Genomic DNA, 25,223 nt, shown 5'->3' with positions numbered 1-25,223 from the left:
GGAGACGAGGGAGCTTTTCGACCTGTTAAATCACGAGGCGGACTTGGCGGTCATACTGATAGCCACGAGCTTCTTAGATGCCTGCCTGAAATCCATCCTGGAAAACCACTTTTTAGAAGGTAGCACGAGCGAACGCATGCTGGAGCATACAGGCATTCTCGGTGCGCTGAGCGCCCGAAGTGACCTTTGCTATGTGCTGGGGCTGATATCAAAGGGTTGGTACAATGACCTGCGGAAGTTTGCTGAGATCCGCAATACGGTCGCACACCACCATCTGCAGCTCTCGTTCGATGACGAGGACATCGCCAAGCAATGCAATGAACTGTCGACCATTGAGCTAATCGGTATGGGGCCGGAGCAAATGACGCAACGCACAAGGTTCACTCTGTGCGTAGCAATGCTCGCGAATTGGCTTCTGATCACAGCTTTGCAGATCAAGCAAAAGCTGAAGGTTACATCGCCGCGCGACCCAAGGCTCACACGGTACACCACATCGCCTCCACCGGAGTAGGCCATCGATCAGAACCTCGTCTGGTCAACGGCAGCTTCTGGTATAGACGGCGCTGCCACGTCATGTCGGCTTTGCGGCGCGTAGCTGCCATAGCCGCATGCGGTGGCCAGTTTCCTAGCGCAGGCGGCACCACGGCTCACCGGTTGGTGCCGCGCAACGTTTCGAACAGGAACCAGACGCGCTTCTCGCCCTCGTCGATCCAGTTTTCTATAAGGCTGGCGGTGGCCACGTCGCCGTATTCATCACAGAGATCGTGCATCGAGCGCATGCTTGCGACCAGCGTTGCATTACCCTCGCGCAGTTCAGCGAGCATTTCGTGCGGATGGACGAAATCCGCGTCATTGTCGATAAGCCGCTGCTGGCGGGAAATGTCTCCGATCGACTTGATGGTGTGGGCGCCGAGGGCGGACCCGCTCTGCCAGTGGATCGGTCATCGCAACGATTTCCGCGCTCTGATCGTCGAGCAGACGGTGATAGTCGCGGAAATGCGGACCCGACATGTGCCAATGGAAATTCTTGGTCTTCAGATAAAGCGCAAAGATGTCGGCAAGGAGCACCGTTGCGGCGGCTCCGATGTCCTTCATCGCGTTTGTACCGAGGCCGGTCGGGTCTTCAGGTCGTAGGCTATGCGTGATTAGCCGGTCGCGTTCATGAGACGGTCCTGTTGTAGGGCTGACATCCGGCCGCCATTCGGTGGTGTTCGTTGTCGGATCACGCCTCGGAGGGTTCGCCAGGAGGGGTCAGGAAGCTGAGACCGACCAGCACCGGAGGCACGACGAAGCACCAGGTCGGGGAGGCGACGACGGCAAGCGCTCCCGCCGCGCATCCAACTGCAAAGCCCAGGAGGCTGGTTGCCATGCGCTTCAGCCGCTGCCTGACTTCGCGCGCGTGGTCGGTTGCCGTGCCGGATATGAGGTCGGCGAGATCGATCATGATCTGTGTCGTCGTGCCGGTCATCAGCGTAGTCGGCGGCAGTTTGGAAAGATGGGCGCGATGCAGCCCGTTCTGGATTGCCATGGCCGTAACGAGGGTCATCCCGATGGCGATGGCGGCGGGCAAGTCGCCATTCGAGACAGGGCCGTGAGCGAAGGCGGCGAAGGCGGCGATCGTGAATAGCACAAGCATCAGGGTGAGGAGCGTGGCGATGGCTCGTCGTCCTGTGAGCTTGAGGCGCAGGGACAGCACGCTCGTCAGCAGGATAACAATGCAGAAGACCGGCAATGCGAGCATCGGCGGCCCCGGTCGGTACGATGTCGAACAGACTGGGCAGAACGGCAACCGGCTTGCCGGCCCGCAAGAAACGGGCGACCAGAACTGCGGCCGAGCGGCGGTCGGCCTCGTGCCAGATTGCGCCCGGTTCCCCGATACAGGTGTCCCGCCGTCGACGCCTAGCATGCAGTAGCCGCCACCTAAAGTCTTGCGCCCTATAAAGGTCTGGCGTTGCCGCTTTAGTTCCGTGAATGTCCATTGGACGTTCCGTACTTAAGTCAATCGACATATAAGATACTCCTCACTCGGGGGAGCGTTTATCATTGGCTGACGAAAACAATCCGGAACGAAGTGCCGCCTATCGCCTTGAGCGGATTGAGGACGGCCAGGCTATCGCAACTTTCTACACCGCAGCGGAGGCGAACACCGTCATTCGACATCTGGGCGATGCCCATCGCCTTATGCTCGGCGACAGGCAGATATGGCCCGTCGAGACTGTCACATCAGCTTAACAATTCGCGGGTAATGGCTGGGAGCCTACTAAACTCCTCCAGCCCCGCCAGCTTCGTCCCAAGAAGGCGGGGCAGTTTTTTTGTTCAAGACGCGGCGCCCGAATCCAGCTTTGACAGGATTGCGTTGATGGCGTCCACGATGGCTTTGGCAGTCTGCTTGTCTAGGGCGATATCCAACAAGCCTTCAGTTGTCTGGAGCGAGAGGATGCCAAGAGGACCTTTCTCGTCCTCGACCGTGCTGACGTGAATTTCGGTCGGCACGAAAGGCAGCGCCTTGTTTCCGGTACGCTTCATTGGATACTCAATTGCCTAGGCCGCGCGACGACAATCGCGCAATTCGGCAATGATTTCAAGCGGATCGGGTCGCAAAAGAAATGACCCGTGAGGGGGTTGCTTGTTTTAGACGCGGGCGGTGCCGCCCATCATCTTCCAGCCGATGCGAGCACGACCTTGGAGTTACGCTTTCGCCTTCCGTTTAGCCGGTGGCTTCGTGACCGGTTCGCTCTTGCGACCAAGACCGCTGGCCTTAGCCATGGCTGATCTCTGAACGGAATAGCTAGGCGCGACCATTGGGTAGTCGTGTGGCAAGCCCCATTTGGCGCGATATTGATCTGGCGTCATGCCGAGCAGGCCCAAAGCCCGTCTCATCGACTTGAATTTGCGACCGTCTTCGAGGCTGATGATGTAGTCAGGAAACACCGACTTCTTCGGGTTAACAGCGGGCGTCTGTGGCTCAATCACCGGCGCCAGTGGGCCGCTGATCCCAGTCAATGACCGATGAACCGAGGCGATCAGATCTGGTAGGCCTGAAACCGGCATCGCATTGTTGCTCACGAACGCCGATACGACTTCGGCGGTTAGCTCGGCCAAGTCTGCTGCGCGGTCCGCGGCTTCATCTGTCATGTATCGATTCTCCTTGACGAGTGCGTGATTTGTTATCTACCGCTCGCAGCACCTGTGCAATATATTAGTTAGCGCTAAAATGATGGCATTTCCAAAATTGGAACCAATCAAGCAGGCTAATTGAGTCGCGTTTTGGGGCGCGCCTCACTGCAGGATTTCCGCGAGGAGAATTAGCCTGGCATGAAATCCGGGCTCTGAACTCTAAAGCAATATTTTACCGACCGCTCCTCACGGAGTGAAAGAGGTTGAAGTTTCGTTGCTCATCTAGGCACTTAGGCCACCTTGGCTATTGAGTGCCGAGCGTATTAGGGGCGATGAAATAGCGCTCGTCATGCACCGGCGAGTGCTCAGCTTCCCATTCCTGCCCTTCATTCTCGTACGGGACAGCTACAACGAGACGGTTTGACACGCGGGCCGTCGAAGAGCGACGACCGCTTTTGAGCGCAACGGGGACTTCCAGCAGATCCTCCGGAGCTGTCTGCTGTCAGGCAACCGCAAAATTGAACTCTAGGTCCGATATGGGGCGCAAAGTTGCCACCTGCCGCGGCAACTCAGATGTCGGCTTCTGGGGCGTCACTAATGCGGCAGCAACCGAATGGTGCGAGGCGCCGACGTCCCGACTTCCCAAATAGTTGCCTGGGCCTTTAATCTAGTCTTCGGGCTCACCTGTGCTCGCCACACTGTCGTGCCTTGAAGGATGGCCGACGTAATTCTTAAGATAAGTGCCGAGATCTGCATTTCCGCGCCAATGGCCCTCGATCCACCGGTCGGGGCCTAGGGACGGTTTTAGGTGCTTCCGAACGTAGTGCAGCTGATGTTCACGGTGCGTGGCGTTTGCGCGGGCAGGGGCGGCACCATGAACTCCGGGCCTGATGTGACACTGATGCCATTTTGCCTCTGGCGCGCCGACGCCGCGTTCAGCCGCAAGTCGCAGTACCCGCTTATCGGTATCGCGAGTGCGCCGGTCTATAGGCCGGGCTGGTTGATCAGGCAAAGGAACTTCTCAACCAAAAGGAGGCCAGCGTGAATGCTTGCGAACTTTGCATCGGACGGAAGGGTGTCCTCACCGAATGTTACGTGGTCCGAGCCGGGTTGAAATGCGGCCTGCCATGCCACAGCGATTCTGCCATTTTGTTCAGCGATGGCATTGACCGTTACCCGGCCGTCACCTGCTCGTTCTTGGCAGGCGAACGCGATACGCCTCTCCCTAATCGCAGTTTCAATAAAGGTTCTAGGGGCAGGAAGGCGCGCGTTCGCGCTAAATCCGCTGCCTGGCGGATCAGCCCTGCGCATTTCCAGCGCCATTGATGTTAGGGTCGAACATTCTAAGAATTGTGAGGCGGCCAATGCTCGCTGAGTCTGCTCATCACCCATTGAAAAGCCTAGCCGCTAATGGGGTCATTCAACCTTTCCAAAGTTCATTGCCGTGCTCAGGCGTCTTCAGTGTTTCACACGAAGCTCTGTTGTTGTGAAGATTTTGATGGCTGGCAAGCATGCTTTTGGGAAACCATCGGGGCCAACCAAATGACCGCAATTGGGCGCATTGAAGCCCGGCAGCCTTGGGGCCGTTAGGCGACCGTTAGCTTTCGGGAACGAAGTTCCGAACAGCAGCAATCCGATGCCCTGTTGCTGCCTGCAACAAGCGCCAGGATGGCTGTCTCGACAATCGCCAGACTGCCCACCAATGCATTGGGGTCAAACGAAACATTCAGCTCGGCCAGCTGCTGTTCGTATGTTCAGCGATGGCCTGAAGATGACCCGACGAGCGAAAATGGAGTGAAAACAGCTCCAAAAGGCTATGAGATGATCTCGATCCGAGCAAAACGGCCAAAACTTCACAACCTTGAGTAACGTCAGTTTATGCATGACCCCGCGCTTCTTCCTCTTGCTTCATCTCACTAAACTGTACGTCGAGGAGAAGCCCGGAATCGGCCGGATGATCTGCCAGTGAAGATTGCCACCCGATGACCGGCAAAGCGGGCCGATTTCGTTTATCCATTTTTCGTAGTCACCCTGCCTGCCATCACGCACCCGATGAGTGATGACGACCGTGCCGGTCGGCCACGAGCGTTTCACGGCGGCGAACTCTTTTTTCGAACACCTCGGTCTCGTCGGCGGCTTCCTTCTTGTCGCCTGGCACGACCTCAAACGCAGGGCCTAGCTCATGGCGTCTGCGTCCATGACCGCCTGGGCGAAGGCCTCAGGCGCTTCCTGGGGGAGGTTATGGCCGATGCCGCCGTTGACGACGCGATGGGTGTACTTGCCTGAAAACTTTTTCGCATAGGCGGTGGCATCAGGGTGCGGCGCGCCGTTGGCATCGCCCTCGAGCGTGATTGTAGGAACGGTGATAACCGGCGCCTGCGCAAGTTGCGTTTCAAGCGCGTCGAACTTCGCTTCGCCTTCGGCGAGGCCGAGCCGCCAGCGGTAATTGTGGATGACGATGTCGACGTGGTCGGGATTGTCGAAGGCGGCGGCACTGCGCTCGAAAGTGGCATCGTCGAAGTTCCACTGCGGCGACGTGATCTGCCAGATGAGCCTGGCGAAGTCGCGCCGGTATTTCTCGTAGCCGGCGCGTCCGCGCTCGGTGCTGAAATAGTATTGGTACCACCACTGCAGCTCGGCTTTCGGCGGCAGCGGCTGCTTGCCGATCTGTTGGTTGCCGATCAAATAGCCGCTCACCGAGACCAGCGCCTTGCAGCGTTCCGGCCAGAGTGCGGCGACGATGTTGGCCGTCCGGGCGCCCCAGTCACAACCGCCGATTACCGCCTTGTCGATCGCAAGGGCATCCATCAGGGCGAGGATATCGGAGGCAATGACTGACTGCTGGCCGTTGCGCATCGTCGTATCGGACAGGAAGCGGGTCGGACCATAGCCACGCAGATAGGGAACGATGACGCGATAACCTCTCGAAGCCAGCAAATGCGTGGCATCGACATAGGTGTGAATGTCATAGGGCCAACCATGAAGCAGGACAACCGGCGTGCCGTCGGCCGGACCCATTTCGGCATAGCTCACCCTAAGCTCCCCGGCATCAACCTGCTTCAACGGGGTGAAACTATTGCTCATGGTCGTCGCCTTTGCTGGATCCGTCGCTGCGGCCGCAGGCTTGGCTGGCGCGATTAGCCCCAGTTCGGCGGCGGCCAACGTCATCGCCGTGGCGCCAATTAGATGGCGACGACGGGAATCGACGGTCTCGGAGGTCTTATCCGTGTTCATGGCGAATGCCTCGCACATTTCAGTTGCGGGCGATCGGCGCTTCGTGCGCGCCGATCGCCAGTGCCAACAGCTGTGTCAGACGAGACTGACTTTCACGTCGATGCTTTTGCTCAACGCCTTGGAATAGGGGCAGATCTGGTGCGCTTCCTCGACGAGGGCCTGCGCGACATCCCGCTCGACGCCTGGCAGGCTCACGTCAAGGCGCGCGCGCAGGAAAAAGCCGTCTCCGCCATAGTTCAGGTCGACTTCGGCGTCGATGGTCGGGTCCGAGGCGAGCGTGACCCTGCGCTTGCGCGCCACGATGTCGAGCGCACCTTCGAAGCAAGCCGACCAGCCGGCCGCCAGCATCTGCTCGGGGTTGGTGCCCGGCCGTCCGGAGCCGGGCGGCGAGAACTTGACTTCGAGCTGGCCGTCATCGCTGCGGGCGATGCCGTGATCGCGGCCGCCCTGCGTGTGAGCCCTTCCCGTATACAGGAGCTTCTCGCCCTGCGGGGCCATTGCTGCTTGTGACATGGTTGTTCCTTTCGGTTTCTAAGGATGGTCGAGAGAAAATTCCGAAGCCTGCGTCAGGCTGCTGCGGCAACGCGGTAGCGTGCTGCGGGAAGGCGATTTGACAGATTGGGGATGAGTTTTTGACGGGCCGCTTCGTAGGCGTCCCAGTCGGCGGCGTCGGGCAGCGCGGGGATGGTAACCAGCTCACCCTGGTCGAAGCCGACGAGCGCAGCATCGACCATGTCCTCAGCGGACATGAGGATTGCGCTTGGGAGGTTTTCGAGCGGCCTGCCGGAAAGGTCCCAGAAATCGGTGGCGGTGGCGCCTGGCAGTACGGCCTGGATGCGCACGTTGCTGGCGGCCAGCTCGTTGAACAGCGACAGGCTGAGCGCCAGAACGAAGGCTTTCGTGCCGCCATAGACGCCGTTCAAGGATTCGGGCCGGATGGCAACGATCGACGCTACGTTGACGATCGCCCCTCCGCCACGCGCTGTAAAGGATGGCGCTGCGGCGTAGGTCAGGCGGGTGAGCGCGGTCACGTTCAGTGAAATCATGCGCTCCATCGCGTCGACATCGGCCTCCAGCAACGGGGCGACTGAACCGATGCCGGCGTTATTGACCAGCATGGTGATGCCGGGCTCTGTTGCGAGCAGCGTCTCGATCCGCTTCAAGTCGGCTCTATCGTTGAGATCTGCGGTAATGACGTTGACAGCGCGGCCAGTGGCGCCGGCAATGCGGCCCGCCACCGCATCGAGCTTCTTCTGGCTGCGGGCAACCAGGATGAGATCGTAGCCGCGGCGTGCTAGCCTGTCGGCGTAGATCGCGCCGATCCCTGATGAGGCGCCTGTGACAACTGCGATCCCTTTGGAAGTGGTAGACATTTCATTCTCCGATCCGGTTTTGCGCCGTCTGGTGGCGATCGATTGTGGGATGCGCGGCCGGGGGGAGGACCCGGCCGCGCGTGCGGCAGTGAGCGGTGGGGGAGCCGCCCTGTCGCTTTAGATCTGCTGGCGCAGCGGCCGGAACGCGGTGCGCAGTTCTTCCGAAAAGACTTTCGGCTGTTCCCAGGCAGCGAAGTGACCGCCCTTGTCGAGCTTGTTGTAGTGAATAAGCTTGGGGTAAGCCTTCTCGGCCCAGTTCTTCGGCGCTGCGTAGATCTCATCGGGGAAGGCGCTCACGGCAACCGGTAGCTTGACGCCGCGAACATCGAAGAAGCCTGCTCCATTCGAGATCTGCGTCGTATCCCAGTACAGCCGGGCCGAGGAGACCGCCGTATTCGTCAGCCAGTAAAGCGTGACGTTGTCGAGGATGTCATCCCGCGTCAGGCCTTCGGTCGCCCCGTCGAAGACGCGAGCGATGAGGTCATAGCTGCGGATGTCGTGGTCGAGCATCCATGCTGCCAGACCGACCGGCGAATCGGCGATGCCGTATAGGCTTTGCGGCCGGTTCGACATTTCCAGCGCATAGCCCAGCCCCTTGCCGTAGAACTCAACCAGTTGGTCCCACGCATTGCGTTCTTCTGCGGTCAAATTGGCGGGAGGCGCCTCGTGGAATGCGAGTGCCTTGGAGATGTTGGCCGGGACCGTCGCCGCCATGTTGGTGTGGATGCCGAGTAATCCCTGCGGCTGCTGCAGGGCCATGATCTCGGAGACGGCGTTACCCCAGTCGCCGCCCTGCGCCACATACTTCGTGTAGCCAAGACGCTGCATCAGCGTTGCCCACGCCTGGCCGATGGTGACGGGGGTCCAGCCAGCTGCTGTCGGCTTGCCGGAGAATCCGTGACCGGGCAGCGAGGGGATCACGACATGAAACGCGTCAGCTTCACTGCCGCCATGCGCGGTCGGATCGGTAAGCGGACCGATGATCTTCAGCTGTTCGATGATTGAGCCCGGCCATCCATGTGTCACGATCACCGGCAATGCGTTCTCGTGCTTTGAACGCACGTGAATGAAGTGAATGTCCAGTCCATTGATCTCGGTGACGAACTGGGGCAGGGCGTTGAGCCGAGCCTCCACCTTGCGCCAGTCGTGATCGGTCGCCCAGTACTGAGCGAGCTTCTGCATCGTCGCCAACTGCACGCCCTGGGAGTGGTCCCTGACGGTTTCCTTGTCAGGCCAGCGGGTCGCCGCCACACGCCGGCGAAGATCGTCCAGATCCGCCTGCGGGAAACTGACCGAGAAGGGGCGGATCGCTTCCGGTGCCGCTGCGCCCAATGCATTCGGAACCATGGTGATAACGCCGACAGCTGCCGTAGCGACGAGAAGCTCGCGCCTCGTGGGGGAAAGTAGATCTTTTGACATAACGTCCTCCTATGCAAAGAGAAAACCGATTTGACTTATGCATAGTTCTATCGTCATCGATGCTTAAGCTATTGCACGAAGGTATCGGCGATACTTTTGGATTGGTCTGGAGCCTGGTTGCGCAGCTTTGAGATGAAACCGCGGAGCAATGCGTGTCCGCGCTGGAGCTGGACCGCATTGCGCGTGCGGGTGTCCGGCTTCTAAATCCGGTTCGCGTCGAGACGTGAGCGCGGCGGGCGCCAAGGCGCCCGCGTTCATATAGCAATGTAGACTGCTGGGACTATCCAGCGCGATACCGAATGGAACCGGCGAGGCCACCGCTCCTTCCGGCTCCCTGACGTCATTTGGTGGCTTGGACCGCCTCCAGAATAACCGCGGCTACTTCCTTTGGGTGCGACAGCATCGGAACATGACTGGACGCGATGGCCGTGACATGGGCTTTCATCACCTTCGCACTGTCCGCGAGCAGCTTGGGATCGATCATCTGATCATTCTTGGTGACGACCGCCCAGCTGGGCTTCGACTTCCATGCGGCCGTTGTCACCTTCTCGTCGAAGTTCGCGCCGCGCACAGGGCCTTGTGTCACCGCGATCAGGTTGGACTCCGCCTTCGGAACATCCGGAGCGAAGTATTTGGCGATATCGTCGTGTGATAGCGTCAGAAAGCCGGCGGCATCCACCTGCGGGTGCGCCAATCCGGGCGGGGTGGGGTAGTTTTTGTTGAGATCGGACGTCGACTGACCATCGCCAGGGGAGAAAGCGGCGACATAGACCAGCGCCTTGACGTGGTCGTCATTGCCGGCCTGTGTGATAACGGTCCCTGCCCAGGAATGGCCGACCAGAACGACAGGTCCCTTTTGCTGCGCGATGGCGCGTTGCGTGGCGGCGACGTCGTCGGCAAGCGAGGTCAAAGGATTTTGAACCGCGACAACGGTCAGGCCCTTTGCCTGAAGCAGTGGAATGACCTTGTCCCAGGACGAGCCATCAGCGAATGCGCCATGAACGAGAACGACGGTCGTCGGGGCAGTCTGCGCCAGTGCCGGTGCCGAACTGCCAGCGGCAGCCATGAGCATGGCTCCTGCAAAGATCGCGATGCCTGCTCGCCGAACGCCAATCTTTGAGACGGCAATCATTGTCATGACTTCTCTCCTTGGTGGGCTACACCATTTGCTTGTGATGTCCAGACAGATGCCCGTTCGAACAACGCAGTGCCATTGCACGTTGGTATCGGTGATACTTTTGGATTGTTCCAGATCACGACGGATAGATGGAGATCGCTCCGGGCCCAGGGTCGGACGTGACCGCCGGCTACATCAGATAGCCGGACACGCCGTCCCACAATAGTTTGAACGCCGTCACGATCAGCAGTCCATAGCAGGCTCTATAAAGCTGACGCTGGTCCAGCCTTCCATGAAGGCCCCAACCAAGCCAGACGCCGGCGGGAATGGCAAGCAGACATATGGCCATCACGATCCAGGTGTTGCCTTCCGGCCTCGACAGCAGCAGCCATGGCCCCGCCTTGATCATATTGCCGACAGTGAAGAACAGGCTCGTCGTGCCTGCATAGACTTCCTTGCTGAGGCCGAGCGGCAGCAGGTACATTGCAAGCGGCGGTCCGCCCGAATGCGCCACCATGGTGGTTATTCCCGACGTAAGACCCGCGGCAACTGCCTTCGGCGGTGAGCGCGGACGGATCGTGACGTTCGCTCCCGCAGCAAACCAGAGGCCGACGAAGATCAGGGTGGTTACCGCCATCACGATCGATATGGCGCGGTGATCCAGAACTCGGAACAGCAGATAGCCAAATCCGATCCCGACAACGAGGCCCGGTAACAGCAGCAAAAGGTCGGGTTTCGACCACGTCGAGGACTTCCAGTAACGTAAAGCGACTAGGTCCGAGGCAACGAAAAGCGGAGCGAGAAGACCACCCGCCGTCACCGGATCCATGACGATCGACAACAGCGGAATGCCAATAATGGCGAATCCTCCGCCGAACGCGCCCCTCATGAAGGAGATCAGGAAGACGCCGGCAAAAGCGACAATTATCGTAGCGGCCGTCAGCTCCATGCGGAAACTCCAGCTTCTCGTTGACTATGTATTGGAGATTCAGATGGGCTCCCGGTGGCGCGCGCACCGAGCAACGGCACCGTTGCGTCAGGGCCCAACGCGGTACCTCAATCAACGAACCGGCGGCGCGCCTCGCGGTTGGCTTCAAAGCGCGACCGACCGATATCCTTCAGCAAGTCGTCGCTCAGTTCGAGCAGCGCCTTGCGCGAGCGCCGCTTCTTCACCTGCCGCTTCAGCCAGGCCATCCTGGACATGACCGAGAAATCCCACTCGCAAGTCTGGTCGAGGTCGTGGTCCAGCCCCTTCGGCATCCGATAATTTGTCTTGATCGTGGCCATTGTCGTATCCTTTGGTTCCAATTGAACCGTCGTAGAACTGGCCCGTCGCCGCAGAATAATCGATTGCACGAAGGTGTCGGCAATACTTTTGGATTGTCCGTCGGTAGGGACCGACGAAAACCGACACCAAGGCATAATAGACGTTTGCCGGACGCTGGCGCAGTTTAGCCGACAGGCTGGAAAGGATAGCGCATGAAGAGTGATCAGGGCGGCGTACTGGATGCGCTGCCGGCCATGGCATGGACTGCGCTGCCTGACGGAACCATTGACCTTATCAATCGACGCTGGTGCGACTACTGCGGCGTCAGTTCGCGTGAGGAGCGCTGGGAGTGGCAGGCTGTGGTCCATCCAGACGATCTGGAAGGGCTACTTGAGGACTGGCGGTCGATCATCGCTTCCGGTCAACCCGGCGAGATAGACGCATATATACGCCGCGCGGACGGACAGTATCGCAGGTTTCTCATCCAATGCAGCCCGGTTCACGACCAGTCCGGACAGCTCAGCAAATGGTGTGGAACCGCAACCGACATCGAGGACGCGCGGCGCGCTGAAGAGGCATTCAGGCAGCGCGAGTTCAATTTTCAGGCAATCGTCGACAGCATTCCGATTCCTGTTGCCGTCACATCGTCATCGGGCGAGGTAGAGGCCCTGAACAAACCCACGCTCGACTACTTCGGAAAGACGTTCGAGGAGCTGAGAGGGTGGAAGGCGTCCGACGTCGTGCATCCAGACGACCTTGAGCGGACGATCTCCGAGCAGATTGCCGCACACCAGCAGGGCAGCTCCTATCACGTCGAGAGTCGGCATCGCCGCTCTGATGGCGTGTACCGCTGGTACAGTGTCTATGGCCTGCCTTTGCGGGATCGTCAGGGCCAAATCCTTCGCTGGCTTCATTTGCTGATTGATATCGATGATAGAAAGCGGGCCCAGGAGGCGTTGGGCGAGAGCGAGCGCAAGGCGCGCGCCATCGTGAACGGCATCCCGGGTCTGGTGGCGACCCTGACGGCTGATGGCAAGACAGACGTGGTGAACTATCAGATGGCGGCCTATCACGGCCTGCCGCCCGACGAACTCAAGAAATGGTCGACAAACAAAACGATACATGACGACGATCTTCAGGAAGTGACGGAGATCTTCAACAAGGCGGTCGCGTCCGGCGTGCCTTATGAGCTTGAATACCGGCTGCGTCGCTTCGATGGCATGTATCGGTGGTTCTACAGTCGCGGCATTCCGCTTCATGACGCCGAAGGCCGTATCGTCTGCTGGTACGCGTTACAGACCGACATCGATGACAGGAAAAAGGCAGAGGAGTCGCTGCGCGAAAGCGAACGCAATACCCAGACGATCATGGACAGCATCCCGGCCGGGATCGGCGTACTGAGGCCAAGCGGTGAAGTCGAGGCCGTCAACAAGCATATGGTGGACTATTTCGGCAAGTCGGAGGAAGAGCTCAAGAATTGGAGTGCCACCGACATCGTTCATCCTGACGATCTACAGCGCGTCCTCGCGACAAGGCTGCACGCACTGACGACCGGAAAGTCCTATTCCACAGACCAAAGACTTCGTGGCGCCGACGGCACCTATCGCTGGTTCCGGGTGCGAGGACGTCCGTTGTACGACGGCGACGGCAATATCCTGCGGTGGTATCTCGTATACGATGAAATTGACGAAAAGAAGCGCGCCGAGGACGCGCTTGCAGCGAGCGAACGCAACCTCCAACTCATCATAGACACCATCCCCGCACTTGCCTGGTCGGGACGTCCCGATGGCAGCGACGAATTCCTGAGCAAGCACTATGTCGACTATGTCGGCCTCTCGCCTGAACAGGTGCCGGGCTGGGACTACAAGGCCGCGCTACATCCCGATGACTGGGAACGCCTTGACACGACTTGGAAAAGCGCGGTCGCACGCGCTGTCCCTGTGGAGGCCGAAGGGCGGCTTCGCCGACATGACGGCAAATATCGGTGGTTCCTCTTTCGCGCCAACCCATTGCGGGACGACAACGGAAATATCGCCAAGTGGTACGGGGTAAGCACCGACATCGACGACATGAAGCGGGCGCAGGAAGCATTGGCGACCAGCGAGCGCAACCTCCAGGCGACTCTCGACACCATTCCGGCAAGGGTTGGCGTTTTCAGCGACGATGGCACGCACGTGTCCGTCAACAAACGTACGGTCGAGCTCAGCGGCATCCCCGCCGTCGCCGATTGGCGGCTCGTTTTCCATCCCGACGATCTGCCGCTTGCCGAAAGCCGATGGAGGGAATGCCTCGCCACCGGTGAGGATTTTGAATGCGAGTACCGGGCTCGCATGGCGGACGGGACGTATCGTTGGCATCTGGGGCGCCGCGTACCGATGCGCGACCAAGCTGGGAAGATAGTCCGCTGGTACGGTATCGCGCACGACATCGAGGACCGCAAGCTCGCTGAGCAAGCCTTGCAGGAGAGCGAGCGCCAATCTCGCCTCGTCGTCGACAGCATCCCCGCCAGGGTCGGCATCTACGACACGTCGGGTAACCGCATTTCCGCCAACAAGCAGGCGCTCGAACTCAGCGGCTACTCCATTGGGTCGGATTGGAGAGAGGTTTTCCATCCGGATGATCTTGAACGCGCTGAGAAACTCTGGGCTACGTCTCTGGCCAGCGGTGAGCCGTTCGAATGCGAATATCGCGCGCGGATGGCCGACGGCACATATCGTTGGCATCTGGGGCGCCGCGTGGCGATGCGCGACGAGGCAGGAAAGGTGATCCGCTGGTATGGCGTCAGCTCCGACATCGAGGATCGAAAGCGTGCCGAGCAGGCGCTGGCGGCGAGCGAACGCGAATTACGTCTGATCCTGGACTCGATTCCTGCAAGGGTCAGCGTACACGACACCGATGGCATCCGTGTTTCAGCCAACAGGCAGGCAATCGAGCTCAGTGGTCTGCCGGGGGATGCCGATTGGAGGGAGCTGTTCCATCCGGATGATGTCGGGCTCGCGGAGAAGCTATGGCGCGAGAGCCTGGCAAAGGAAGAGCCCTTCGAGGCCGAATATCGCGCGCGGATGGCGGACGGCACCTATCGCTGGCATTTGGGGCGCCGTGTGCCGGTGCGTGACGAGACAGGAAAGGTGATCCACTGGTACGGTGTCAGCTCGGACATTGAGGATCGAAAGCGAGCCGAGCAGGCGCTGGCGGCGAGCGAGCGCAATCTACAGGCGACCATCGACAGCATTCCGGTAAGGGTCGGCATTTACAACGCGGACGGCACAAACGTGTACGTCAACAAGCGTACGCTCGAGCTGAGTGGCCAGCCCAGCGGCGTCGACTTTCGGAGCCTTTTCCATCCCGACGATCTGTCGCTCGTCGACAGTCGCTGGCAAGAGTGCCTGGCCACAGAGGAGCCGTTCGAATGCGAGTATCGCGCCATCATGGCCGACGGGTCGTATCGCTGGCACGTAGGCCGACGCGTGCCGATGCGCGGCGAGACAGGAAAGGTCATTCGTTGGTACGGTGTCACCTCGGACATAGAGGACCTAAAGCGCGCCGAGCAGGCACTGACGGCGAACGAGCGCAGTCTGCAGCTTACCATCGATACGATCCCAACGCTCGCCTGGGCGGCGCGTCTGGATGGCACCGCCGAGTTCCTCAACAAGCATTATCTCGACTATATCGGCCTTACCGCCGAAGGGGCGCGGGATTGGGGCTGGGCGGCCGCGGTCCATCCCGAGGATATGATTGGTTTGGCAGATACATGGCAAACCATCATGGCTTCGGGAAAACCGGGAGAGACCGAAGCGCGGCTGCGGCGCCACGACGGCGAATACCGGTGGTTCCTCTTCCGTGCCAATCCGCTGCATGACGAATACGGCAACATCGTCAGATGGTATGGCGTCAACACCGACATCGAAGACCGCAAGCGCAGCGAAGAGGGTTTCCGCGCCATCGTGGAAACGACGCCTGAATGCGTGAAAGTGGTGGCCCGCGACGGCACGGTTCTGCGCACAAATGCGGCCGGCGCGACAATGGCAGGGGTGCCTTCCATCGATAATGTCATCGGGCAGCGGTTCTTCGACCTCGTAGCTCCCGAGCACCAGGAAAAATATCGTCAGTTCCACGAGAAGATCTGCGCCGGCGAAAAAGGCTTTCTGGAGTTCGACCTCATCAATGCGCAAGGCCTGCGCCGGCACATGGAGACGCATGCCGCTCCGCTGCGCAACAGCGATGGTTCAATCGCACAGCTTGGCGTCACGCGCGATATGACGGCGCGCAAGCGAGCGGAAGACGCCCTCAGGCGCAGCGAGGCGTTCCTGGCGGAAGGCCAGCATCTCGCTCGTATGGGCAATCTTTCCTGGCACGTCGGCAGCGGCGAGATCATTTGGTCTGAGCAACTCTACCGCATCTTCGCGTTCGAGCCAGACACGGTCGTGAGTCTCGATCGAATCGCTAGCCGGGTTCATCCCGAAGACATGTCGATGATGGTCAATATGGTCGAGCGGGCGCAACGCGGCGAACGCGAATTCGAATACCAACACAGAATCGTTCTGCCCGATCAGTCGGTCAAATATCTGCACCTGATCGCGCATCGGGCGGGATGCCACGGCGATGGCCAGATCGAATATATTGGCGCCGTTCTCGACATAACCCAGCGCCGGCTTTCGGAAGAGGCGTTCGAGAAGCTCAGATCGGAGCTTGCGCAGGTCACCCGCATCATGAGTCTCGGCGCCTTGACGGCCTCGATCGCCCATGAGGTCAATCAGCCGCTGGCAGGCATCATCACCAACGCCAGTACCTGCCTTCGTATGCTGGCCAGCGACCCGCCCAATATCGATGGTGCGCAGGAGACAGCGCGGCGCACTATACGTGACGGCAAGCGTGCGGCGGACGTGATTGCGCGATTGCGCGCGCTGTTCACCAAGCGTGGGGTGACCTTCGAGCCTGTCGATCTCAACGACGCCGCGAAAGAGGTCATCGCCTTGTTTTCGGCAGACCTGCAACGCAGTCGAGTCGTCTTGCGCACCGAACTGGCCGACAAATTGCCGCTGGTTGCCGGTGATCGTGTCCAGCTCCAGCAGGTGATCATGAACCTCCTGCGCAATGCCACAGATGCGATGGACGCCATTAACGACCGCCGGCGGCTGCTGTTGATGAGGACCAGCCGTGATGAGGACGGGCAGGTTCGTCTGTCCGTGCAGGATACCGGTGTGGGTTTTGGGTCTGAAGGAGCAGAAAAGCTGTTCGACGCGTTCTACACGACGAAGAGCGATCGCATGGGTATTGGCCTCTCCGTCAGCCGCTCCATCATAGAAAGACACAATGGACGTCTTTGGGCGCAAGCCAACGATGGCCCGGGGGCGACGTTCGCGTTTTCGATTCCACATTGCTCAACGGATGCAACATCCGTTGACGACGTTGCCATGACCAATGTGGCGCGTGGCAATCCCAAAATCCCATCGGAGTTTTCATGAAATCTGCGCAGCCCCTCGTGTCGATCGTTGATGATGACGAATCCGTACGCGAATCTCTCCCCGATCTGCTCAAGGAGCTAGGCTTCACCGCCAAGGTATTTTCCTCGGCGGAAGACTTCCTGGCATCTGACCACCTCGGCCAAACCAGATGCCTGATCCTCGACGTCGGTATGCCCGGGATGACCGGACCGGAGTTGCATCTTGAGCTGCTGCGCCGCGGGCAGAAAATTCCAACCATTTTCATCACGGCTCTCAAGGATGACACCGTGCGGCCACGCCTCATCGAGCAAGGTGCTGTTGATTGCCTGTTCAAGCCCTTCACAGACGACGCTCTGCAGGAGGCTTTGAATTCGGCGCTACCGGACTGATGCGCACCGCTTGATAGACACATGGCAAGGGGGTAATAGCTGTGCATACGAACCTGGCGAATTCACCCGGTGACTTGGGGAGCTGACGCCTATGCCGCAGGAAATCCCTCTCGTCTTCGTCGTAGACGACGATATTTCGGTCCGCGAATCGCTCGAATTGCTGATCCAATCGGCGGGCTGGCAAGCTGAGATGTTCGAGTCGGCGCAGCACTTCCTGTCCCGCTCGAGGGCACTGGTTCCGAACTGCCTTGTCCTCGACGTCAACCTTCCCGATTTGAACGGCCTGGATCTGCAGCAGCTGGTTTCCGTGGAACGAACGGAGATGCCGATCATCTTCGTTACCGGCTATGGCGACGTGCCCATGACGGTAAAGGCGATGAAGGCGGGGGCCGTCGAGTTCCTGACCAAGCCTTTCGGCGAAGACGAGATGTTGGCGGCCCTGGAACAGGCTCTCGACCGGAGCAGGACAGCACTTGCCCTCGAAATCGAGATGCGCGCATTGCGCGAGCGCCACGCATCGCTCAGCCGTCGCGAACAGGAAGTGATGGCCCTGGTCATCACGGGATTGCTGAACAAGCAGGTCGCGTATGAGCTCGGCATAAGCGAGATCACCGTCAAGGCACACCGCGGCCGGGTGATGGAAAAAATGCAGGCCGCATCCTTCGCCGATCTCGTTAACATGGCCGGCAGGTTGCACATCGGCCACTAGCGTCACGCCGACCATGGTTCGGTATTCTTCAATACCAACACCACCAAATTTCGGCGCCTGCGGTCCATGACCAGAGCGGTGTCACATCAACTGCCGACCGACGGGTACAACCTGTCGGCGATGTCGCCAGCTTTCGAGGACGGGACAGAACCGATTCCAAAGTGTTGTCGATACCAACGTACAATAGATATCCAGGCACACTGCTCAAATATGCGTTTGGACACGGGAGCATCAGGCGCTTGCGATCCTACCGGTACCATCGTGGCTTCATGGCCTGACTGACGGTCCGACCGGCGGGAGGAGCGGTAGGTCGCCGAGGGAACTGAGATCAATGTCGAGTTATGGCGACGTCGCCCAGCTGGCCGCTGACCCTATCGTGCAGACGGGTGCACTCGCTGCCCTGGGAACGGTGTCTACGCGGGTGGCACTTCGCAAGCGATCCGAACGCCAGCTGGTCAGCCAACTGGCTCTGTTTGCCGCGCTGACTGCCCTGCTGATGTCGCAGGGCATCGTCCCATACGCGCCGGGGCCGCAGAACGTCTCCGGTCTGCTGCGCTTTTTCCTTGGGCTCGCCAAGATCGCGTGGTGGACCAGCGCGGCATGGGCGCTAATCAGTTTCGTGCGCGTCTTCGTGACTTTCGAGGGCCGGGCTCGCGAAGGTCGTTTCCTACAGGATCTCGTTGTCGGCATTATCTATATCGGGGCGGCACTGTCAGTCGTCGCCTACGTCTTCAATGCTCCGGTCGGTACTCTCATTGCCACGTCCGGCGCCATCGCAGTGATCTTCGGCCTGGCCTTGCAGAGCACATTGAGTGATGTGTTCTCGGGGATCGCACTCAATCTGGCCAGGCCTTATGGGATCGGCGACTGGCTTGTTCTCGGCAATGCTATTGAAGGCAAGGTCGTCGAGACCAATTGGCGCGCGACGCATCTGCTCACTGGCGCCAATGATCTTGTCATCGTTCCCAACAGTGATCTCGCGAAAGCGAGGCTCACAAATCTGAGTACTCCCGAGCCCAGCCACGGGGTGACACTCACTATACGTCTACGGCCGACCACAGCGCCGTCTGCCATGATCGAGTTGATGCATTCTGTCCTGCTCAGCAGCACGTCCACTTTGAGAACGCCAGAGCCCAGTGTTCATGTAACCTCGCTCGATGCGAACGCAGTCGAGCTGGAAGTAACGTTCAGGGTTGCCGATGTCTCGCTGGTGGGCACTGCAAAAACCGAGATATTTGATCTGACCTATCGCCACGCGAAGGCTGCAGGACTGGCTCTTGCCCAACCTGCGGATAGTGGCCTTGCTGTTGCCACATCGGCTTCTTGCTCCCTGTCCCCCGGGATGCGCGCCACGCAGCTGCGGCTGCTCGATGCCGTTCCGCTGTTTGCCCATCTGACTGAGGATGAAAAGGAAGCCCTTGCTTCGACGATGACGCGCCGCACCTTTCGCAAAGGCGACGTATTCGTTGAGCAGGGAAGCGTGCTGAAATCTCTTATGATCCTTCGCAGCGGCGTGGCTGCGGTCACGCGACGGCGCGAGGGTGCCGCCGGCGAGGCGGCCGAACTGGCGAGGCTGGCGCCAGGCGATTTCTTTGGAGAGGGCGGTCTGCTGACCGGCGCTGGCGAACCCGGTTCGATCACAGCGCTGACTCCTGTCGTTGTTTATGAGATCACCCAGGAGGGCTTGGCACCGCTTATGCGGGACCGGCCTGCCATTGCGGACGAACTCGGCTTGCTCCTGTCAAGGCGAACCGCTGCGGAACAGTCCAGGCTGGATGAGCGCAATGGCTCTGTACTGCAAAAATCAGATCCCGGCCTGACTGCCCGGATTCGGCATCTGTTTCATCTTTGATTGAATTCTAAATCTCGATACCAAAGTATCGGCGATACAATAGTACTATAGATTTGACCGAAACACCTTTGCATATTGATCATATTCAACAAACCGACTTCAACAGCAAAGATTTACTGCTGTGGCGGCGGTGCATCTATGGAGAGGTCGAGATGCCTTCTGCAACTTCCTTGAAGCAGGCCCGTGAGCCAAAACCGCTGCCGGCGCCCAACGCCGATTTCTACCAGATCGAGGACACCTTGAGTGCCGAGGAGCGTACGATCCTCACAAAGGTGCACGATTTCATGGAGGCCAGGGTCGCGCCGATCATCAACGACTATTGGGTCAGAGATGCTTTTCCGTTCGAGCTGATCGAACCGCTGAAGGAACTTAATATTGGCGGTCTCAACATTGGCGATTACAGCTCGAGGCTGAAGGGCTTGGTGGCGATGGAGATGTCCCGCGTCGACCCCTCGTTCACGACTTTCTTTGGTGTTCACACCGGCCTTGCCATGGGGACGATCGCCCTGCTGGGCTCCGAGGAGCAGCGGCAGAAATGGCTGCCGCCCATGGCGCGGCTGGAGATAATCGGCTGCTTCGGCCTGACCGAGCCGCTAGTCGGCTCTGGGACGGGGGGCGGACTCCTGACGACCGCGAAACGCGAAGGCGATACCTGGATCCTCAACGGCGAGAAAAAGTGGATTGGCAACGCACCCTGGTGCGACGTGTCGATCATCTGGGCGCGCGACCTGGACGATAACCAGGTCAAGGGGTTCATCGTCGATAACAACACAACGCCCGGTTTCAGCGTGCAGAAGATCGAGAACAAGATGGCGCTCAAGGTGGTCCAGAACGGCCTTATCACCATGAAGAACTGCCGCGTTCCGGAAGCCAACCGCCTGCAGAACGCCAATTCGTTCCGCGATACCGCCCACGTGCTGCGCGAGACCCGGTCCGGCGTCGGCTGGATGTCGACCGGCGTGCAGATGGGCGCCTACGAAGCCGCAGTGAAATACACCCAGCAGCGCATTCAGTTCGGCAAGCCGATCGCCTCGTTTCAGATGATCCAGGATCTCGTCGCCAAAATGCTCGCCAATGTAACGGCGTGCCAGGCGCTGATGTTTCGCCTCGAAGACCTCCACGCAGAGGGCAAGCTTCTCGACCAGCATGCGTCGCTCGCAAAGGCATTCACGACGCAGCGTATGCGCGAGACGGTCGCCTGGGCGCGTGAGGTGCATGGCGCCAACGGCATCATTGTCGACAACAATGTCGGACGCCTGTTTGCCGACGCCGAGGCGCTCTACTCCTATGAGGGCACCTTCCAGATGCAGAACCTCATCGTTGCCAAGGCCGCAACCGGGTTCAGCGCCTTCGTCTGAGGCGCTGACTGCCGGAGCGGTCAAACATCCCGTCATTCACTTCAAACTCAGGAGACGATCCATGAGCTCGCCCGCTGCTGCACAGACACTCGAGCACGCCTTGAGCTTGCCGGTCAGCGAAATGAACGCCGCCAACGTGCTCTACGAGCAGAAGGGCGCCATCGCCTATGTGACGATCAATCGTCCGAAGGTGCTCAACGCGCTCAATCGGGCGACCTGGCTGGAGCTTCGCACGGCGTTCGAGGACGCACGTGACGATGCCGCGATACGCGGTGTCATTCTGACCGGTGCGGGGGAAAAGGCATTTGCCGCCGGCGCCGACATCAGCGAACTGGCGCATGCAAGCGCGATCGAGGCGGAGGCATCGAGCCGTCTTGGACAGGCGGTGCTCGATCTCATTGAGAATCTCGGCAAGCCGGTGATTGCAGCAATTAACGGCTTTGCGTTAGGCGGCGGCTGCGAAACGGCAATGGCCTGCACCCTCCGCATCGCCGTTCCGCAGGCCAATTCGGCCAGCCTGAGGTCAAGCTGGGATTGCTCCCTGGTGGCGGTGGCACCCAAAGGTTGCCCCGCCTGATCGGCAAGGGTCGCGCGCTTCAGCTCATTTTGACCGGCGGCCTGATCGACGCCGAGGAGGCGTACCGCATCGGCCTTGTCAACGAGGTCGTGCCGGCAGCCGAACTGCTGGCACGCGCCGAAGCGATCCTCCACCAGATCGCCGCCAATGGACCGATCGCCGTGCGCTATGCGCTCGAAGCCACGCACAAGGGCTTGGACACGAACCAGAGCGAAGGCCTGGCCCTTGAGGCCGCCTATTCGGCCTGAGCGCTGGAACAGAAGACAAGAAAGAGGGCACGTCCGCCTTCCTCGAGAAACGCGCGCCCCAATTCCACGGGCACTGAACCGCAAGATTTCAGGAGAACGAAAATGACGACCGACAACATCTTTTCCGGGCTGAAGGTGGTGGACTTCTCAAGCTTCGTCGCCGGTCCCAGTGCCGCCGTGATCCTGTCGGACTTCGGCGCCGACGTCATTAAGGTCGAGCCGCCGACAGGCGACCCCTGGAGACATGGACACCAGGTCGCACCGCAGCCGCTGGCAGAGGATCCCTATCAATGGCATCTCGCCAACCGCAACAAGCGCAGCATCGCGCTCGATCTGAAATCGCCGAGCGCGCAGCTGGTGCTGCAGAAGCTCGTCACCTGGGCCGACGTCTTTGTCGTCAACACGCCGCATCACGCCCGCGCCAAGCTCAAGCTTGAATTCAACGATGTCGAGGAATGGAACCCGAGGCTGATCTACGCCGATCTCACAGGTTTCGGTGAAAAGGGGCCGGACGCGAACCTGCCCGGCTTTGATATCACCTCCTATTGGGCACGCAGCGGGCTGCTTTCGATGACGCGAGATGCCGGTGCACCGCCGACCTGGCCGGTGGGCGGCAGCGGCGACAACGCGACGGCCATGGGCCTCTATTCAGCCATCGTCACTGCGCTCTATCGCAGGGAGCGTACAGGCAAGGGGGCTTATGTCACGACCTCGCTGCTTGCCGAGGGCGTCTGGTCGGCAAGCGTGTCGATCCAGGGTGCGTTGGCCGGCGCGAAGTTTGCTGCCCCGCACGATCGCGAGAATCCCGCCAATGCGGGGCTTAACATCTACAAAGCCTCCGACGGGACTTGGTTCGCCCCTGATCATTACACCCGACAAAGTCGCGGATGTGGCAAAGGCAATCGGGCGCGAAGACCTCCTCGCAGACCCGCGCTTTTCCGACCGCGCAAAGCTCGCGGCGAACAGGCCGCAACTGACGGCCATTCTCGACCAGGTCTTTGGCGCCCAGCCGATGGCGCATTGGTACGATGTCTTCAACGGTGTCCACGTCACGTTCGGCGCCATTCGCGGCCCGCAGGAGGTGATCCAGGATCCGCAGCTGCGGCTGAACGACATAGTCGTTCCGCTCGAGGGCGCGGGAAGCAGGCTGATCGAAACGATCAGCAGTCCAATTCAGGTCCACGGCGTAACCAAGGTTCTCGCCAAGGGTGCTCCCGGTCTCGGTGAACATAGCGACGAGATCCTGCGGGCGGTCGGATTCGATGCCAAGGGCATCGACGGCCTGCGTGCCAGCGGCGCCGTGCCGAAGGCACAGGAACGCGCTGCTTAGCGGATCAAAACGCATAGTACGGAGGCAAGCAATGACCGACATCCTCACCGAACGTTCTGGCGGCATTCTGCGGGTCGAGCTCAATCGTCCGGAGAAGAAGAATGCGATGACCGGCGCCATGTACACGCAGTTGGCGAATATCTTGATCGATGCCGCGGAGGACGGAAACACCCGTGTCGTCCTCTGGCATGGCGCAGGCGATGACTTCTGCGCCGGCAACGATGCAGGCGAGTTCCTCAAAGCTCCGCCCGGGCCGGGGGAATCTCCCCAGACGCAGCTGATGCTCGCTTTTGTCGGGTTCGAAAAGCCAATCGTCGCGGCGGTACAAGGCGCGGCGGTCGGCGGTGGAACCACGATGCTGACGCACTGTGACGTGGTCTACGCCGGCGAAGGTGCGCGGTTTCAGTTGCCCTTCATCAATCTCGCGCTGACACCGGAGTTTGGATCGAGCTACTCGCTGCCGGCGCGCATTGGGCATCTCCGGGCCGCGGAACTATTCCTGCTGGGAGAGCGGTTCGGCGCTGCGCGGGCCGCGGAGCTGGGTCTGGTGACCCGCGTCGTGCCCGACGATGGCTTGTTCGCCACCGCGATGGAGACGGCACAGAAGCTTGCAGCCAAACCAGCTGGTGCATTGCAGGCCAGCAAGCGGCTCCTCAAGCGAGGTTTCATCGACCAGATCAAGGCGGCCATCGACGCTGAAGGACAGGAGTTCAGCGAGCGCCTGCGCTCGGCCGAAGCCAAGGAAGCGCTGTCTGCCTTCCTTGAGAAGCGTCCACCGAATTTCACCAAGACATCGGCGATGGCGGCCGAATAGGCGTTGCCGCCTCCCGCGACACGAAGAGAAACAGGTCATGAGCATATTAGAGGCTACCAAGGCAAAGACCATTTCAGGCGAGGCCCGCATGGGCCGGCTGTTCGTGCTGGAACTTAGTGGCGGCCGCATCCACGCCATGAATTCGGACGGCTCCGACCAAAGCGTCATCGTCACCGGCTGCCGGTTTCCCGACGGCATCGTGGTCGATGCTGAAGCCGGCCATATCTACTGGACCAACATGGGGACGCTCAACCTCAATGACGGCTCCATCGAGCGTGCCGATCTCGACGGGAGCAATCGTCAAATCATCATACCGAACGGCGTCACCCATACGCCAAAACAGCTTCAACTCGAGCAGCGCAGCGGCAAACTCTACTGGGCCGACCGCGAGGGGATTCGGGTGATGCGTGCCAACCTCGACGGCACCGACGTCGAAACACTGGTTCAGACCGGGCAGGGCGAAGACGATCGAAGCGACGCGACAAGTTGGTGCGTCGGCATTGCCGTGGACCCGATCCGGCGCCACGTCTACTGGACACAAAAGGGTCCGGATAATGCGGGCCTCGGCAGAATTTTCCGGGCAGGCCTGGATTTTCCGAAAGGTGAGGACGGATTTAACCGCTCGGACATCCAGGTGCTGTTCGACGACCTGCCTGAGCCAATCGACCTCGAACTCGATCTCGAAAACGGCTTCCTCTATTGGACTGATCGCGGCGATCCTCCCTTCGGCAACACCGTCAACCGCGCGCCGATCGAGCCGCCGGCTGGTCGCGGTCGCGCGCCAGAGATCCTGTTCGCCGGGCTGATGGAGGGCATCGGCATCGCCCTCGATGTTGCCGGCGACCGCATGTTCATCACCGACCTTGGCGGATCGGTCTATTCCGCCAGGCTCGACGGCACTGAGCGGCGCACGCTTCGCTATGCCCAGGGCAACCTCAGCGGCATTGCCTACGTCTGACCATTCCCAAGGAGATC

Annotated in this window: 20 protein-coding genes and 3 pseudogenes; 12 read left to right on the top strand and 11 right to left on the bottom strand. The window is 60.1% G+C overall.

Annotated features, from left to right (window positions below):
- Window positions 1–43 precede the first annotated feature (43 nt).
- Window positions 44–511 (top strand): MltR family transcriptional regulator, encoded by a 468-nt coding sequence (locus AC0V7N_RS27155; protein WP_475451294.1) that lies wholly within the window; start codon window positions 44–46, stop codon window positions 509–511.
- A gap of 136 nt (window positions 512–647) precedes the next feature.
- On the opposite strand, the pseudogene AC0V7N_RS27150 reads toward AC0V7N_RS27155, so the two are convergent.
- Both AC0V7N_RS27150 and AC0V7N_RS27145 read right to left on the bottom strand, forming a co-directional pair.
- Window positions 648–1,146, bottom strand: a pseudogene (locus AC0V7N_RS27150) (Dps family protein).
- 76 nt (window positions 1,147–1,222) lie between these two features.
- Entirely contained in the window at window positions 1,223–1,741 is a 519-nt protein-coding gene (locus tag AC0V7N_RS27145; protein WP_475451293.1) for a DUF1275 family protein, read from the bottom strand.
- Between the two features lie 302 nt (window positions 1,742–2,043).
- On the opposite strand from AC0V7N_RS27145, the gene AC0V7N_RS27140 reads away from it, so the two are divergent.
- On the top strand, window positions 2,044–2,232 hold the full coding sequence (locus AC0V7N_RS27140; protein ID WP_475451292.1) for a hypothetical protein: 189 nt from the start codon (window positions 2,044–2,046) through the stop codon (window positions 2,230–2,232).
- 84 nt (window positions 2,233–2,316) lie between these two features.
- Here the strand turns inward: AC0V7N_RS27140 and AC0V7N_RS27135 are convergent, their stop codons facing one another.
- The 9 genes from AC0V7N_RS27135 to AC0V7N_RS27095 form a co-directional block, all read right to left on the bottom strand.
- Entirely contained in the window at window positions 2,317–2,526 is a 210-nt protein-coding gene (locus tag AC0V7N_RS27135) for a hypothetical protein (RefSeq protein WP_475451291.1), read from the bottom strand.
- 162 nt (window positions 2,527–2,688) lie between these two features.
- Window positions 2,689–3,135, bottom strand: coding sequence for a Ros/MucR family transcriptional regulator (locus AC0V7N_RS27130; RefSeq protein ID WP_475451290.1), 447 nt, complete (start codon window positions 3,133–3,135; stop codon window positions 2,689–2,691).
- A gap of 2,157 nt (window positions 3,136–5,292) precedes the next feature.
- Window positions 5,293–6,351, bottom strand: a complete 1,059-nt coding sequence (locus AC0V7N_RS27125; protein ID WP_475451289.1) for an alpha/beta fold hydrolase — start codon at window positions 6,349–6,351, stop codon at window positions 5,293–5,295.
- 75 nt (window positions 6,352–6,426) lie between these two features.
- Window positions 6,427–6,864 (bottom strand): organic hydroperoxide resistance protein, encoded by a 438-nt coding sequence (locus tag AC0V7N_RS27120; protein ID WP_475451288.1) that lies wholly within the window; start codon window positions 6,862–6,864, stop codon window positions 6,427–6,429.
- Window positions 6,865–6,917: 53 nt separating this feature from the next.
- The gene (locus AC0V7N_RS27115; protein ID WP_475451287.1) at window positions 6,918–7,724 is read right to left on the bottom strand and encodes an SDR family NAD(P)-dependent oxidoreductase; all 807 of its coding nucleotides are present in this window, start codon (window positions 7,722–7,724) and stop codon (window positions 6,918–6,920) included.
- A 117-nt stretch (window positions 7,725–7,841) separates the two neighbouring features.
- Window positions 7,842–9,143: an epoxide hydrolase family protein gene (locus AC0V7N_RS27110; RefSeq protein WP_475451286.1), complete on the bottom strand. Its 1,302-nt coding sequence runs from the start codon at window positions 9,141–9,143 to the stop codon at window positions 7,842–7,844.
- Window positions 9,144–9,483: 340 nt separating this feature from the next.
- A complete protein-coding gene (locus AC0V7N_RS27105; protein WP_475451285.1) occupies window positions 9,484–10,281 on the bottom strand; it encodes an alpha/beta fold hydrolase in 798 nt (265 codons plus the stop codon).
- A 169-nt stretch (window positions 10,282–10,450) separates the two neighbouring features.
- On the bottom strand, window positions 10,451–11,209 hold the full coding sequence (locus tag AC0V7N_RS27100; protein ID WP_496627398.1) for a TSUP family transporter: 759 nt from the start codon (window positions 11,207–11,209) through the stop codon (window positions 10,451–10,453).
- Window positions 11,210–11,316: 107 nt separating this feature from the next.
- Entirely contained in the window at window positions 11,317–11,547 is a 231-nt protein-coding gene (locus AC0V7N_RS27095) for a DUF1127 domain-containing protein (RefSeq protein ID WP_475451284.1), read from the bottom strand.
- A gap of 192 nt (window positions 11,548–11,739) precedes the next feature.
- Between AC0V7N_RS27095 and AC0V7N_RS27090 the strand changes: the two genes are divergently transcribed.
- The 10 genes and pseudogenes from AC0V7N_RS27090 (at window position 11,740) to AC0V7N_RS27045 (ending at window position 25,206) form a co-directional block, all read left to right on the top strand.
- Window positions 11,740–16,992, top strand: coding sequence for a PAS domain-containing protein (locus AC0V7N_RS27090; protein ID WP_496627396.1), 5,253 nt, complete (start codon window positions 11,740–11,742; stop codon window positions 16,990–16,992).
- Window positions 16,989–17,360 (top strand): response regulator, encoded by a 372-nt coding sequence (locus tag AC0V7N_RS27085; protein WP_475451281.1) that lies wholly within the window; start codon window positions 16,989–16,991, stop codon window positions 17,358–17,360. Before AC0V7N_RS27090 ends, AC0V7N_RS27085 begins: the two co-directional genes overlap by 4 nt.
- A gap of 91 nt (window positions 17,361–17,451) precedes the next feature.
- Entirely contained in the window at window positions 17,452–18,069 is a 618-nt protein-coding gene (locus AC0V7N_RS27080; protein ID WP_475451280.1) for a response regulator transcription factor, read from the top strand.
- A gap of 331 nt (window positions 18,070–18,400) precedes the next feature.
- Complete coding sequence (locus AC0V7N_RS27075) at window positions 18,401–19,921, top strand: cyclic nucleotide-binding domain-containing protein (RefSeq protein WP_475451279.1); 1,521 nt, start codon at window positions 18,401–18,403, stop codon at window positions 19,919–19,921.
- Window positions 19,922–20,073: 152 nt separating this feature from the next.
- A complete protein-coding gene (locus AC0V7N_RS27070) occupies window positions 20,074–21,279 on the top strand; it encodes an acyl-CoA dehydrogenase family protein (RefSeq protein WP_475451278.1) in 1,206 nt (401 codons plus the stop codon).
- Window positions 21,167–22,104, top strand: a pseudogene (locus AC0V7N_RS27065) (enoyl-CoA hydratase-related protein). The gene AC0V7N_RS27070 and the pseudogene AC0V7N_RS27065 overlap by 113 nt, the downstream one beginning before the upstream one ends.
- A gap of 102 nt (window positions 22,105–22,206) precedes the next feature.
- A pseudogene (locus AC0V7N_RS27060) lies at window positions 22,207–22,902 on the top strand (CoA transferase); the annotation flags it as partial.
- Window positions 22,805–23,434, top strand: a complete 630-nt coding sequence (locus tag AC0V7N_RS27055) for a CoA transferase (protein ID WP_496628030.1) — start codon at window positions 22,805–22,807, stop codon at window positions 23,432–23,434. The pseudogene AC0V7N_RS27060 and the gene AC0V7N_RS27055, both read left to right, overlap by 98 nt.
- 31 nt (window positions 23,435–23,465) lie before the next feature.
- Window positions 23,466–24,248 carry an enoyl-CoA hydratase-related protein gene (locus tag AC0V7N_RS27050; RefSeq protein WP_496627395.1) on the top strand — a complete coding sequence of 261 codons (783 nt, stop codon included), beginning with the start codon at window positions 23,466–23,468 and terminating at the stop codon, window positions 24,246–24,248.
- A gap of 37 nt (window positions 24,249–24,285) precedes the next feature.
- Window positions 24,286–25,206 (top strand): SMP-30/gluconolactonase/LRE family protein, encoded by a 921-nt coding sequence (locus AC0V7N_RS27045; protein ID WP_496627394.1) that lies wholly within the window; start codon window positions 24,286–24,288, stop codon window positions 25,204–25,206.
- The last annotated feature ends 17 nt before the right edge of the window (window positions 25,207–25,223 follow it).

Source organism: Mesorhizobium kamtschaticum, from assembly GCF_056174585.1.
Note: the sequence above shows the minus strand (reverse complement) of the source record. Positions and strands in the feature narration are given on the sequence as shown.

Coding starts and splice junctions, on each gene's coding strand:
- AC0V7N_RS27085 (WP_475451281.1), top strand. CDS start 16,989: ATGAAATCTGCGCAGCCCCTCGTGTCGATCGTTGATGATGACGAATCC.
- AC0V7N_RS27110 (WP_475451286.1), bottom strand. CDS start 9,143: ATGTCAAAAGATCTACTTTCCCCCACGAGGCGCGAGCTTCTCGTCGCT.
- AC0V7N_RS27145 (WP_475451293.1), bottom strand. CDS start 1,741: ATGCTCGCATTGCCGGTCTTCTGCATTGTTATCCTGCTGACGAGCGTG.
- AC0V7N_RS27095 (WP_475451284.1), bottom strand. CDS start 11,547: ATGGCCACGATCAAGACAAATTATCGGATGCCGAAGGGGCTGGACCAC.
- AC0V7N_RS27125 (WP_475451289.1), bottom strand. CDS start 6,351: ATGAACACGGATAAGACCTCCGAGACCGTCGATTCCCGTCGTCGCCAT.
- AC0V7N_RS27055 (WP_496628030.1), top strand. CDS start 22,805: ATGTCACGACCTCGCTGCTTGCCGAGGGCGTCTGGTCGGCAAGCGTGT.
- AC0V7N_RS27135 (WP_475451291.1), bottom strand. CDS start 2,526: ATGAAGCGTACCGGAAACAAGGCGCTGCCTTTCGTGCCGACCGAAATT.
- AC0V7N_RS27100 (WP_496627398.1), bottom strand. CDS start 11,209: ATGGAGCTGACGGCCGCTACGATAATTGTCGCTTTTGCCGGCGTCTTC.
- AC0V7N_RS27090 (WP_496627396.1), top strand. CDS start 11,740: ATGAAGAGTGATCAGGGCGGCGTACTGGATGCGCTGCCGGCCATGGCA.
- AC0V7N_RS27050 (WP_496627395.1), top strand. CDS start 23,466: ATGACCGACATCCTCACCGAACGTTCTGGCGGCATTCTGCGGGTCGAG.
- AC0V7N_RS27045 (WP_496627394.1), top strand. CDS start 24,286: ATGAGCATATTAGAGGCTACCAAGGCAAAGACCATTTCAGGCGAGGCC.
- AC0V7N_RS27115 (WP_475451287.1), bottom strand. CDS start 7,724: ATGTCTACCACTTCCAAAGGGATCGCAGTTGTCACAGGCGCCTCATCA.
- AC0V7N_RS27070 (WP_475451278.1), top strand. CDS start 20,074: ATGCCTTCTGCAACTTCCTTGAAGCAGGCCCGTGAGCCAAAACCGCTG.
- AC0V7N_RS27120 (WP_475451288.1), bottom strand. CDS start 6,864: ATGTCACAAGCAGCAATGGCCCCGCAGGGCGAGAAGCTCCTGTATACG.
- AC0V7N_RS27075 (WP_475451279.1), top strand. CDS start 18,401: ATGTCGAGTTATGGCGACGTCGCCCAGCTGGCCGCTGACCCTATCGTG.
- AC0V7N_RS27130 (WP_475451290.1), bottom strand. CDS start 3,135: ATGACAGATGAAGCCGCGGACCGCGCAGCAGACTTGGCCGAGCTAACC.
- AC0V7N_RS27080 (WP_475451280.1), top strand. CDS start 17,452: ATGCCGCAGGAAATCCCTCTCGTCTTCGTCGTAGACGACGATATTTCG.
- AC0V7N_RS27105 (WP_475451285.1), bottom strand. CDS start 10,281: ATGACAATGATTGCCGTCTCAAAGATTGGCGTTCGGCGAGCAGGCATC.